12 protein-coding genes are annotated in these 12,449 nt (G+C 72.5%); all 12 read left to right on the top strand.

Features of this window, described 5'->3' with window-relative positions; translation table 11 throughout:
* Positions 1-128 precede the first annotated feature (128 nt).
* Positions 129-1,244, top strand: a complete 1,116-nt coding sequence (ald, locus tag IF20_RS25190) for an alanine dehydrogenase (RefSeq protein WP_052867636.1) — start codon at positions 129-131, stop codon at positions 1,242-1,244.
* A gap of 354 nt (positions 1,245-1,598) precedes the next feature.
* A complete protein-coding gene (locus tag IF20_RS25185) occupies positions 1,599-2,762 on the top strand; it encodes a ParA family protein (RefSeq protein ID WP_103836289.1) in 1,164 nt (387 codons plus the stop codon).
* Positions 2,747-3,334 carry a hypothetical protein gene (locus IF20_RS25180; protein WP_407702552.1) on the top strand — a complete coding sequence of 196 codons (588 nt, stop codon included), beginning with the start codon at positions 2,747-2,749 and terminating at the stop codon, positions 3,332-3,334. Before IF20_RS25185 ends, IF20_RS25180 begins: the two co-directional genes overlap by 16 nt.
* Positions 3,335-3,494: 160 nt before the next feature.
* On the top strand, positions 3,495-4,724 hold the full coding sequence (locus IF20_RS25175; RefSeq protein ID WP_052867591.1) for a segregation and condensation protein A: 1,230 nt from the start codon (positions 3,495-3,497) through the stop codon (positions 4,722-4,724).
* On the top strand, positions 4,721-5,503 hold the full coding sequence (gene scpB / locus IF20_RS25170) for an SMC-Scp complex subunit ScpB (RefSeq protein ID WP_234426811.1): 783 nt from the start codon (positions 4,721-4,723) through the stop codon (positions 5,501-5,503). The genes IF20_RS25175 and scpB overlap by 4 nt, the downstream gene beginning before the upstream one ends.
* Positions 5,503-6,600 (top strand): pseudouridine synthase, encoded by a 1,098-nt coding sequence (locus IF20_RS25165; RefSeq protein WP_052867590.1) that lies wholly within the window; start codon positions 5,503-5,505, stop codon positions 6,598-6,600. Before scpB ends, IF20_RS25165 begins: the two co-directional genes overlap by 1 nt.
* Positions 6,601-6,704: 104 nt before the next feature.
* Positions 6,705-7,721 (top strand): ADP-ribosylglycohydrolase family protein, encoded by a 1,017-nt coding sequence (locus tag IF20_RS25160; RefSeq protein ID WP_052867589.1) that lies wholly within the window; start codon positions 6,705-6,707, stop codon positions 7,719-7,721.
* 136 nt (positions 7,722-7,857) lie between these two features.
* A complete protein-coding gene (gene aroH, locus IF20_RS25155; RefSeq protein WP_052867588.1) occupies positions 7,858-8,220 on the top strand; it encodes a chorismate mutase in 363 nt (120 codons plus the stop codon).
* The gene (locus IF20_RS25150) at positions 8,217-9,302 is read left to right on the top strand and encodes a prephenate dehydrogenase (RefSeq protein ID WP_052867587.1); all 1,086 of its coding nucleotides are present in this window, start codon (positions 8,217-8,219) and stop codon (positions 9,300-9,302) included. Before aroH ends, IF20_RS25150 begins: the two co-directional genes overlap by 4 nt.
* A gap of 133 nt (positions 9,303-9,435) precedes the next feature.
* Positions 9,436-10,185: a (d)CMP kinase gene (gene cmk, locus IF20_RS25145; RefSeq protein ID WP_052867586.1), complete on the top strand. Its 750-nt coding sequence runs from the start codon at positions 9,436-9,438 to the stop codon at positions 10,183-10,185.
* A gap of 65 nt (positions 10,186-10,250) precedes the next feature.
* Positions 10,251-10,838: a lysophospholipid acyltransferase family protein gene (locus tag IF20_RS25140; RefSeq protein ID WP_407702553.1), complete on the top strand. Its 588-nt coding sequence runs from the start codon at positions 10,251-10,253 to the stop codon at positions 10,836-10,838.
* Between the two features lie 108 nt (positions 10,839-10,946).
* Entirely contained in the window at positions 10,947-12,416 is a 1,470-nt protein-coding gene (der, locus tag IF20_RS25135) for a ribosome biogenesis GTPase Der (RefSeq protein ID WP_052867584.1), read from the top strand.
* Positions 12,417-12,449 lie beyond the last annotated feature (33 nt).

The following is a 12,449-nucleotide window of genomic DNA, read 5'->3' as shown; positions in this document are numbered from 1 at the left end:
TTGCAAGGCTAGACAACAAGAGCTCCTTCAATAGACTGGCAGAGCCGCGCCTCTCGCGGTCACATCCGTCATGCGTCTGTATGTGCGGATATTTCTCTGCAAGCTCTCATTCAAGGACCGTGATCGACGTGAAGGTCGGCATCCCCCGCGAGGTCAAGAACAACGAGTTCCGCGTGGCCATCACGCCTGCTGGTGTCCACGAGCTCGTCCGCAACGGACACCAGGTGTACGTCGAGAAGGACGCCGGCCTCGGCTCCTCGATCACGAACGAGGAATACGTCTCCGCGGGCGCGAACATCCTCGACACCGCCGACGAGGTCTGGGCCACCGCCGACCTGCTGCTGAAGGTGAAGGAGCCGATCGCCGAGGAGTACCACCGCCTCCGCAAGGACCAGACGCTCTTCACCTACCTGCACCTGGCCGCCTCCAAGGAGTGCACGGACGCGCTGCTGGAGTCGGGCACCACGGCGATCGCGTACGAGACCGTCGAGACCGCCAACCGCCAGCTGCCGCTGCTCGCCCCGATGTCCGAGGTCGCGGGCCGCATCGCCCCGCAGGTCGGCGCGTACCACCTGATGCGCCAGGCCGGCGGCCGCGGCGTGCTGCCCGGCGGCGTCCCCGGCGTCCACGCGGGCAAGGCCGTCGTCATCGGCGGCGGCGTCTCCGGCTGGAACGCCGTGCAGATCGCGGTCGGCCTCGGCTTCCACGTCACGCTGCTCGACAAGGACATCAACAAGCTCCGCGAGGCCGACAAGATCTTCGGCACCAAGGTGCAGACCGTCGTCTCCAACGCCTTCGAGCTGGAGAAGGCCGTCGTCGAGGCCGACCTCGTCGTCGGTGCGGTCCTCATCCCGGGCGCCAAGGCCCCGAAGCTGGTCACCAACGAGCTCGTCGCCAAGATGAAGCCCGGAAGTGTCCTTGTCGACATCGCGATCGACCAGGGCGGCTGCTTCGAGGACTCCCGTCCCACCACCCACGCCGAGCCGACCTTCCAGGTCCACAACTCGGTCTTCTACTGCGTCGCCAACATGCCGGGCGCGGTGCCGAACACCTCCACCCACGCGCTCACCAACGCGACGCTGCCCTACATCGTCGAGCTGGCCAACCGCGGCTGGGTCGAGGCGCTCCGCCGGGACCCCGCGCTGGCCAAGGGCCTCAACACCCACGACGGCAAGGTCGTCTACGCCGAGGTCGCCGAGGCGCACGGCCTGGAGTCCGTCGAGCTGAGCACGCTGCTGGGCTGATCCGTCAACACGGCGCGTCAACACCACGCGCACGGCCGGGCCTTGAGACTTTCGGGCCCGGCCGGTCGCGTTTGCGACAGATTTTCGCGACCGTCCGCCGGGGGCCTCCGACGAGCCCTCCGCAACTCGTAACGAACGTCTCTCTTCGACCCTTTCGCACACCCCCGAAACCTCACGGATGTGTGCCGCGCGCCCTTGACATCAAGGTGTTCCCTTGCCGACACATCGTGCCGGGTCCGGTGGATTGTGTTGCTGCGGACGCCCGACACGCCATAGAGTCGCCAACCGTCGGCATGGTGTCACGCTGACCTATCGATAAGTTTCCTGGTCACATCCAAGGAGGTAAGACGACTTGTGAATGAGTCGACATTTACTCCCGGAGGTGGTCGACCAGGAGCGGTTGCACGGGGCCAGGGTCCCTCGGGGCACGAGGCTGTCGGCTCCGTCGCTGTCCACACCTTCGCAGCCCAGAAGAGCATGACGACGACAGCCCACCAGAGCATGGACGGCCATCAAGTGAACGCCATGGCCGGCGACCAGGGCGGCACAGACCCGGCCCGTTTCGCCGACTACGACGACCTGCCCGAGGGGCACTTCTACGATCCGGACGCGGAGTACGAGCCGGACCCCGAGTACGCGGCGACGCTCGCGCCGGACGCCGCGCGCCAGCGCCGCGAGCGCATCGGCCCGACCGGCCGGCCCCTTCCCTACTTCCCGATCCCCGGGCCGCTCTCCGAGCACGGCCCGGCGAAGATCATCGCGATGTGCAACCAGAAGGGCGGGGTCGGCAAGACGACCTCGACCATCAACCTGGGTGCCGCGCTCGCCGAATACGGCCGCCGCGTACTGCTCGTCGACTTCGACCCGCAGGGCGCCCTCTCGGTCGGCCTCGGCGTCAACCCGATGGAGCTGGACCTGACGGTCTACAACCTGCTCATGGAGCGGGGCATGTCGGCCGACGAGGTCCTGCTGAAGACCGCGGTCCCCAACATGGACCTGCTCCCCAGCAATATCGATTTGTCAGCCGCCGAGGTGCAGCTCGTCAGCGAGGTCGCGCGCGAGTCGACCCTGCAGCGCGCCCTGAAGCCGCTGCTGGCCGACTACGACTACATCGTGATCGACTGTCAGCCCTCGCTCGGTCTGCTCACGGTCAACGCGCTGACGGCGGCTCACAAGGTCATCGTCCCGCTGGAGTGCGAGTTCTTCGCGCTGCGCGGTGTGGCGCTGCTGACCGAGACGATCGAGAAGGTCCAGGAACGGCTCAACCCCGAACTGGAGCTGGACGGCATCCTCGCCACGATGTACGACTCGCGCACCGTGCACAGCCGTGAGGTGCTCGCGCGCGTGGTGGAGGCCTTCGACGATCACGTGTACCACACCGTGATCGGCCGGACGGTCCGCTTCCCCGAGACCACGGTCGCGGGCGAGCCCATCACCACGTACGCCTCCAACTCCGTGGGTGCCGCCGCCTACCGCCAGCTCGCCAGGGAGGTGCTCGCCCGGTGTCACGCCGAGTGAGTCTGCCCGGCGCCGATGAGCTGTTCCGCACCACCGGGGGGACGGCGCTGCAGTCCTCCTCGCCCCGCCGGCCGGCGAACGGCACCCCCGCGAACGGCGAGGCACCCCGCGTGCCGGCGCCCGGCGGCGAAGCCGACCCGACCGCGCCGCAGCAGGGGGGCGCCGCACAGCGCCGCCCGGAGGGCGAACCCGCTGCCGCGGCGTCCGGGGCCTCGGTGCCCGCGGAGCAGCACAGCGGACGCGACACGGCCGACGAGGCCGCCAAGGAGCGCCGCCGGCAGGAGGCGGCGGCCGCGGGCGCGCCCGCGGCGGGGAGCCCCGCCCGGCGGCGTGGCGGCCGGGGCGCGAACCGCCGCCCCAGCGGCCGGGAACGGCACGACGAGAAGATCACCGTCTACGTGTCCGCCGAGGAGCTGATGGACCTGGAGCACGCGCGCCTGGTCCTGCGCGGCGAGCACGGGCTCGCGGTGGACCGCGGCCGGATCGTCCGGGAGGCCGTCGCGGTCGTCCTGGCGGACCTGGAGTCCCGCGGGGACGCCAGCATCCTCGTGCGGCGGCTGAGGGGCCGCTGAGCGGCTCCTGAGGGCCATGCTGCGGAACTCCGGCCGCCCGGGCGGCCGGGTCCGTGCCCGCGGGGCCCCTGCGGGTTAGCCTTCCGGCACCGGCGGGGGGCGCCCGCCGGTGACCAGCCCGGCGCCGTGCGCGGCACGGGACCGCAGCGTATGGACCACGATGCCGACGAGCCACGACGACCCCTCAGCGCCCGCCCCGCGCACCCCGCGCCGCTCCCTGGGCCACGGCCCGGGCACGCCGCCGCCCCCGGAGCCCGCCCCGGAAGCCCCCGCGCTCCCGGCCGCGGCGACGCCGGCGGACCCCGAACCGGAGCGGGCAGCGGCCGCGACCCCAGAGCCGGATCGGGCAGCGGCCGAGGCTCCGGAGCCGGAGCCGGTAGCGGCCGCGGTCCCTGAAGAGGCCACGGTCGAGGCCCTTGAGGCGGAGCCCGAGGCCGTACACGAAGAGGCGGAGCCCGAGGCCGTACACGAAGGGGACGCCGAGGCGGGCCCCGAGGGGGAGCCCGAAGCCGTACCCGAAGAGGGCGGGCCCGCCGGGCCCTCGGACGCGACCGTCACCGGGGACGGCAGGTTCACCCTGCACCTGGCGAACTTCGAGGGCCCCTTCGACCTCCTCCTGCAGCTGATCTCCAAGCACAAGCTGGACGTCACCGAGATCGCCCTCTCGCAGGTCACCGACGAGTTCATGGCGCACATCCGGGCCATGGGCCCGGACTGGGACCTGGACCAGACGACGGAGTTCCTGGTCGTCGCGGCGACCCTGCTGGACCTGAAGGCCGCCCGGCTGCTGCCCGCCGCCGAGGTCGAGGACGAGGCGGACCTCGCCCTCCTGGAGGCGCGCGACCTGCTCTTCGCCCGACTGCTGCAGTACCGCGCGTACAAGGAGATCGCCGACATCTTCAGCCGCCGCCTGGAGGACGAGGCGCGCCGCTACCCCCGTACCGTCGGGCTCGAACCGCACCACGCCGAGCTGCTGCCCGAGGTCGTCATCAGCATCGGTGCCGAGGGGTTCGCCAAGCTGGCCGTGAAGGCGATGCAGCCCAAGGCCAAGCCGCAGGTGTACGTCGATCACATCCACGCCCCGCTGGTCAGCGTGCGCGAACAGGCCGAGGTGATGGTGGCGCGGCTGCGCGTGGCGGGCGAGGCGTCCTTCCAGGAGCTGACCGAGGACGCCCCGGACACCCTCACGGTGGTCGCCCGCTTCCTGGCGCTCCTGGAGCTGTACCGCGAGCGCGCGGTGGCCCTGGACCAGCCCGAGGCGCTGGGCGAGCTGATGGTCCGCTGGGCCGGTACGGAGGACGGGTCCGAGCCCGTCGTCACGGACGAGTTCGACCGCCCGGCGGAGCAGCGGACCGACGAGAAGCCCCAGAAGGAGACGGAGACGGCATGAGCGCCCACAGCACGGAGCGGACCGGCCCCGCCGTCGGCGGCGGAGAGGCCGTCGGCGAACAGGCGATCAGCCCTGAAGGGGCCGTCGGCCCCGAGGAGACGTACGACCTCCCCGAGGCGCAGGCCCCCGAGGTCCCCGAAGCGCCGCCCGGCGCCCTCGGGGTCGCGGCGCTGGACCTGAAGCCCGCGCTGGAGGCCGTCCTGATGGTCGTCGACGAGCCCGCCACCGAGGAGCACCTCGCCAAGGTGCTGCAGCGCCGCCGCCGGGACGTGGCGATCGCGCTGCGCGAACTGTCGGACGAGTACGCCCGGCAGGGCCGCGGCTTCGACCTGCGGCTGGTCGCGGGCGGCTGGCGGTTCTACACGCGCCCGGAGTACGCCGACGCCGTGGAGGCCTTCGTCCTGGACGGCCAGCAGGCCCGGCTGACGCAGGCCGCATTGGAGACTCTGGCCGTGGTCGCGTACCGTCAACCGGTCAGCCGGTCCCGGGTCTCTGCCGTACGCGGTGTCAACTGCGACGGCGTGATGCGCACCCTCCTCCAGCGCGGTCTGGTCGAGGAGGCGGGCACGGAAGGCGAAACAGGTGCGATCCTGTACAGGACGACGAACTACTTTCTGGAGCGGATGGGCCTGCGGGGCCTGGACGAGCTCCCCGAGCTCGCCCCGTTCCTCCCCGAGGCGGACGCGGTCGAGGGCGATTCCCGGGAAGGTGTGCCGTCGTTCGACGTAGACGACAGCGGCGACTCCCACACGGGTCAGACGAACCAGACGGATCATTGATGCGAAGCAGCGGCAGGAACAGCAGCGGTAGCAACAACTACCGGGGCGCGGGCAACAAGCGCGACGAGAAGCAGAAGCGCGCGGGGAAGCCGCGTCCCGAGGAGCGCCGCTACGACGTGGGCGGGTCCGGCTCGGGCGGCCCCGGCGACGGGCCCCGCAAGGGGCGCGGCGCGGCGGCCCGCGGCGGCGCCAAGGGCGGCCCGAAGACCGGCGCCAAGGGCAGCCCTCGGAGCCAGGAGGGCAAGGGCGCCAAGGGCTCCCGCGGCCGCGGTTCCGGGCCGGCCCGCCCCCGCGAGTACGACGCGAAGATCGAGGAGCGCAACCGCGCCCGGTACGACAAGCCGGAGATCAAGACGCCCAAGACCTTCGGTGACCAGGAGGGCGAGCGGCTGCAGAAGGTGCTGGCCCGGGCGGGCATGGGCTCCCGGCGCGCCTGCGAGGACCTGATCGACGAGGCCCGCGTCGAGGTGAACGGGCAGATCGTCCTGGAGCAGGGCGTCCGCGTCGACCCGGAGAAGGACGAGATCAAGGTGGACGGCCTGACCGTCGCCACCCAGTCCTACCTCTTCTTCGCGCTGAACAAGCCGGCCGGCGTCGTCTCCACCATGGAGGACCCCGACGGCCGCCAGTGCCTGGGCGACTACGTCACCAACCGCGAGACCCGGCTCTTCCACGTCGGCCGGCTGGACACCGAGACCGAGGGCATCATCCTGCTCACCAACCACGGGGAGCTGGCGCACCGCCTGACCCACCCGCGGTACGGCGTGCAGAAGACCTACCTCGCCGCCATCCAGGGCCCGCTGCCGCGTGAGATCGGCAGGATGCTCAAGGACGGCATCCAGCTGGAGGACGGCTACGCCCGCGCCGACCACTTCCGGGTCGTGCAGCAGACCGGCAAGAACTACCTCGTCGAGGTCACGCTGCACGAGGGCCGGAAGCACATCGTGCGCCGGATGCTCGCCGAGGCCGGCTTCCCGGTCGACAAGCTCGTCCGGACCTCGTTCGGGCCGATCTCGCTGGGCGACCAGAAGTCCGGCTGGCTGCGCCGGCTGACCAACACCGAGGTCGGCATGCTGATGCGCGAGGTCGACCTCTAGGCGGTACCGGGCCGCTATCGGGGCGGGGTACCCGTCGGCGGCAGTTGCGGCAGCGGTGGACCACCCCTTATCGTCACGGTGACGACTAAGGGGTGGTTTTTTTCATGTCCGCGAAGGATCCCGCGACCGGCTCGATGCTCGGGCTCGCCCTCGGTGACGCGCTCGGCTACCCGACCGAGTTCAGGAGCGTGGCGTCGATCGAGGCCACGTACGGCCCCTGGCGGCAGCTGGAGCTGCCCCGGCCGGCCCTCGTCACCGACGACACCCAGATGACGCTGGCCCTCGGCCGCGGCCTGCGCACGGCGATGGAGCACGGCCCGCTCACCGCCGCGACGCTGGAGCCCCCGGTCCGTCAGGAGTTCATCGACTGGTGGCGCTCCCCGGAGAACAACCGCGCCCCCGGCAACACCTGCCTCACCGCCTGCCGGGTGCTCAGCGAGCCCGGCCGCCCCTGGGTCGCGGCCAGCCAGACCGGCTCCAAGGGGTGCGGCGCCAACATGCGGGTCGCGCCCATCGGCCTCGCGCCCGGCCTGACCGACCAGCAGCGGGCCGGCGCCGCCCAGCTCCAGTCGGCCCTCACCCACGGCCACCCCACCGCCCTCGCGGCCAGCGACCTCACGGCGTGGGCGGTGCGGCTCCTGGCCCAGGGCGCGGACCCGGCGGAGCTGCCCACGCTGCTCCGGATCTACGTGCACGGCAACCGCACCACCTACCACGGCGACTGGCTCGGCGACCTGTGGCAGCACGCCGGTGCCGCGTCGCCCGAGGCGTTCATCGCGTACGGCTGGGACGAGTGCCGGGGCGTCCTGGACCGGCTGGACGCCGCCCTGCGCACGCCCGACCCGGAGACCGACCCCTGCCTCTCCGTCGGCGAGGGCTGGATCGCGGAGGAGGCGCTGGCCGCCGGGCTGCTCTGCTTCCTGCTCTTCCCCGAGGACCCGGTGTCGGCGCTGCGCCGCGGCGCCTGCTCCGCCGGCGACTCCGACTCCCTCGCCTGCCTGGCCGGCGCCTTCGCCGGCGCCCACCTCGGCGCGGACGCCTGGCCCACGGCCTGGACCGACCGCATCGAGTACCGCGAGGAGCTGCTGGCGCTGGGCGCGCTGTGGGACGCGGCGGCCTGACCGCCGTCCGACCGCCGGGACGCCCGTCTCGCAGGGCGGGCGCGCGCGGCGGCCGGGCCCGGCGGTCGATACGCTGATCAGGCAGGTAGGGACGTACGCCCGCGAGCGGTGCGTACGCGAACACGAGGAGCAGGACGTGGCGGTACGTGCGGTCCGAGGGGCCGTCCAGCTGGAGCGGGACGAAGCGGAGCACATGCACGAGCAGGTCGCCGAGCTGCTGACCGCCATCCTGGAGCGGAACAGCCTCGTGCCGGACGACCTGATCAGCGTGTGGTTCACGGCCACGCCCGACCTGCACAGCGACTTCCCCGCCGTCGCGGCGCGCAAGCTGGGCATCACCGACGTCCCGCTGATCTGCGCGCAGGAGCTGGACATCGCGGGGGCCATGCCGCGCGTGGTGCGGATCCTGGCGCACGTCGAGAGCGCGCGCGACAAGTCCGAGATCGCCCACGTCTACCTCGGCGCGGCCGGCGCGCTGCGGAAGGACATCGCCCAGTGAGGACCGCGATCGTCATCGGGACGGGCCTGATCGGCACGTCCGCCGCGCTGGCGCTCAGCGCCCGCGGCGTCCGGGTGCACCTCGCCGACCATGACGCGGCGCAGGCCCGGACGGCCGCGGCGCTCGGCGCGGGCACCGTGGAGGAGCCCGAGGCGCCCGTCGACCTGGCGATCGTGGCGGTGCCGCCGGCACACGTCGCGGCGACCCTGGCGGACGCGATGCGGCGCGGCACGGCCCGCGCGTACCTGGACGTGGCCAGCGTCAAGGGCGGACCGCGGCGCGAGCTGGCGGACCTCGGCCTGGACCTCACGCCGTACATCGGTACGCACCCGATGGCCGGCAAGGAGCGGTCCGGGCCGCTCGCCGCGACCGCCGACCTCTTCGAGGGCCGGCCCTGGGTCCTCACGCCCACCCCCAACGGCGACACCGAGGTCCTCAACCTCGCCCTCGAACTCATCGCCCTCTGCCGCGCGGTCCCGGTCGTCATGGACGCCGACGCGCACGACCGGGCCGTGGCCCTGGTCAGCCACACCCCTCAGCTGGTCTCCAGCCTGGTCGCGGCGCGCCTGCGGGGTGCCGACGAGACCGCCGTACGGCTGTGCGGCCAGGGCATCCGTGATGTGACGCGGATCGCCGCCTCCGACCCCGGCATGTGGATCGATATCCTCTCCGCCAACCCCGGGCCGGTCGCGGACGTCCTGTCGGAGATCGCGGCCGACCTGGACGAGACGGTGCAGTCGCTGCGCGCCCTGCAGTCCGCGGACGAGGCCGAGCGCGGCGCGGGCGTCGGCGGCATCGAGGACGTGCTGCGGCGCGGCAACGCGGGCCGCGAGCGGGTGCCGGGCAAGCACGGCGCGGCGCCGGCCGCGTACGAGATCGTCGCCGTGCACATCGGCGACCAGCCGGGCGAGCTGGCGCGGATCTTCGCGGACGCCGGGCAGGCAGGCGTCAACATCGAGGACGTCCGTATCGAGCACGCGACCGGCCAGCAGGCGGGCTTCATCCAGCTCACGGTCGAGCCCTCGGCCGTACCGGTGCTGACCGCGGCGCTCCGCGAGCGCGGCTGGTCCATCCGGCAGTAGACGGTCCGGCGGACGCCCCCGGAAGCGTCACAAATCCCCCACGTCCGTGCGGGGAAAACACGCCTGCGTGTACCCGGTAACCTTGACCGAGGCCCATCGGGTCCCAGGATCCCCGCCCCGTGCACAAGGAAAGGTGTTCGTCACCGTGGAAACCGCCGCCCCGGCAGCAGTGATCGTCGCCATCGACGGCCCCTCCGGCACGGGCAAGTCCAGCACGTCCAAGGCGGTCGCCGCCAAGCTGGCGCTCAGCTACCTGGACACCGGTGCCCAGTACCGCGCGATCACCTGGTGGATGCTGTCCAACGGTGTCGACATCCAGGACCCGACCGCGATCGCCACGGCCGCCGGCAAGCCCGCGATCGTCTCCGGCATCGACCCGGCCGCGCCGACCATCACGGTCGACGGCCAGGACGCCGCGGGCCCGATCCGTACGAAGGAGGTCACCTCCGCGGTCAGCGCCGTCAGCGCCGTCCCCGAGGTGCGCAGCCTGATCACGGACCTGCAGCGGACCATCGCCGGCTCCGCCGAGCGCGGCATCGTCGTCGAGGGCCGGGACATCGGTACGACCGTGCTGCCCGACGCCGACCTGAAGATCTTCCTCACCGCCTCGCCCGAGGCGCGTGCGGCCCGCCGCAGCGGTGAGCTGAAGGGCAAGGAGGCCAGCGACCTGGCCGCCACCCGCGAGGCGCTGATCAAGCGGGACGCCGCCGACTCCTCCCGCAAGACCTCGCCGCTGGCCAAGGCCGACGACGCGGTCGAGGTGGACACCACCGAGCTGACCCTGGAGCAGGTCATCGAGTGCGTGGTCACCCTCATCGAGGCGAAGATCGCGGAGAAGGCCGGCCCGGCGGCGACCGCGGAGGCGGGGCAGGTCGCCCCGTGACCGAGGACGGCGGCCTGCCGAGCGCCGGCGGCGCCGCGGTCGGGCGGCGGATCGGTATCGGCCTGATGAACGGCCTGTGGAAGCCGCGGGTGCTGGGCGACTGGCGGGTACCGGCGGCCGGCCCGGTGATCTTCGCGGTCAACCACTCGCACAACATCGACGGGCCCATGCTCATGGGCACCGCGCCCCGGCCGGTGCACTTCCTGATCAAGAAGGAAGCGTTCGCCGGGCCGCTGGACCCCTTCCTGCGCGGCATCGGGCAGGTGAAGGTCGACCGGAGCAGCACCGACCGCACCGCCGTCACGCACGCACTGGGCATCCTGCGGCGCGGCGGGGCCCTCGGGATCTTCCCCGAGGGCACTCGCGGCGAGGGCGACTTCGCGTCGCTGCGCGCGGGCCTCGCGTACTTCGCCGTACGCTCGGGAGCGCCGATCGTGCCGGTCGCGGTCCTGGGCAGCGCGGAGCGCAGGAGCCGGGTGATACCGGGGCTGCCGCCGCTGCGCGGCCGGGTCGATGTCGTCTTCGGTGACGCGTTCGCCGCGGGGGACGGCAGCGGGCGGCGCACCCGCAAGGCGCTGGACGAGGCGACCGTACGCATCCAGGAGCGGCTGACCGCCCACCTGACCGACGCGCGGCGGCGCACCGGCCGCTGACCGGCCGGCAGCGCGTTGCGCCGGGGGAATCCCTGGACTCCCCCGACACTTGAGCAGTGGGCGCCGGGACGGCGACCCACCGACCACGCAGAACGAGGAACGGACTTCATGAACGACCAGACCCCCACCGGCGACGAGCACGTCGAGCACGGCGCGCTGGGCGACGCCGAGTACGCGGAGTTCATGGAGCTCGCCGCGCAGGAGGGCTTCGACCCGGACGAGGTCGAGGGTGACATCGCGGCGGCCGGCCACGGCCCGCTGCCCCGCCTCGCCGTCGTCGGCCGCCCCAACGTCGGCAAGTCGACTCTCGTCAACCGCTTCATCGGCCGCCGTGAGGCCGTCGTCGAGGACAAGCCGGGCGTCACCCGCGACCGCGTCACGTACGAGGCGGAGTGGAACGGCCGCCGCTTCAAGGTCGTCGACACCGGCGGCTGGGAGCAGGACGTGCTCGGCATCGACGCGTCCGTGGCCGCCCAGGCCGAGTTCGCGATCGAGGCCGCCGACGCGGTGGTCTTCGTCGTGGACGCCAAGGTCGGCGCCACCGACACCGACGAGGCAGTGGTCAAGCTGCTGCGCCGGGCCGGCAAGCCGGTCGTGCTGTGCGCCAACAAGGTCGACGGCCCCTCCGGCGAGGCGGACGCCGCCATGCTGTGGTCGCTCGGCCTCGGCGAGCCGCACCCGGTCTCGGCCCTGCACGGCCGCGGCACGGGCGACCTGCTGGACGCCGCGCTGGACGCGCTGCCCGAGGCGCCGGAGCAGACCTTCGGGGCCACCGTCGGCGGCCCGCGCCGTATCGCCCTGATCGGCCGCCCCAACGTCGGCAAGTCCTCCCTGCTGAACAAGGTCGCCGGCGAGGAGCGGGTGGTCGTCAACGAGCTGGCCGGCACCACCCGCGACCCGGTCGACGAGCTGATCCAGCTGGGCGGCAAGACCTGGAAGTTCGTGGACACCGCGGGCATCCGCAAGCGCGTCCACCTCCAGGAGGGCGCCGACTACTACGCCTCGCTGCGCACGGCGGCCGCCGTGGAGAAGGCCGAGGTCGCGGTCGTGCTGATCGACGCGAGCGAGTCGATCAGCGTGCAGGACCAGCGGATCATCACCATGGCCGTCGAGGCCGGCCGCGCGCTGGTCATCGCGTACAACAAGTGGGACCAGCTGGACGAGGAGCGCCGCTTCTACCTGGAGCGGGAGATCGAGCGGGACCTCGTGCAGATCCCGTGGGCGATGCGGGTCAACGTCTCGGCGCGTACCGGACGGCACATGGAGAAGCTCGTACCGGCCATCGAGACGGCGCTCGCCGGCTGGGAGACCCGGGTGCCGACCGGGCGGCTGAACGCCTTCCTCGGCGAGATCGTGGCGTCCCACCCGCACCCGGTGCGCGGCGGCAAGCAGCCCCGCATCCTCTTCGGCACGCAGGCGGGCACCAAGCCGCCGCGGTTCGTGCTGTTCGCCTCCGGCTTCCTGGAGGCCGGCTACCGCCGCTTCATCGAGCGCCGGCTGCGCGAGGAGTTCGGCTTCGAGGGGACCCCGATCCATATCTCGGTGCGGGTCCGCGAGAAGCGCAACAAGAAGAAGTAGCCACCAGCGGCCACCGCTTCCGGAGCCCCGCCC

Source organism: Streptomyces niger, from assembly GCF_000718305.1.
Classification (GTDB): domain Bacteria; phylum Actinomycetota; class Actinomycetes; order Streptomycetales; family Streptomycetaceae; genus Streptomyces; species Streptomyces niger.
The sequence above is the reverse complement of the archived record's forward strand: the minus strand, read 5'-3'. Positions and strand labels throughout refer to the sequence as shown.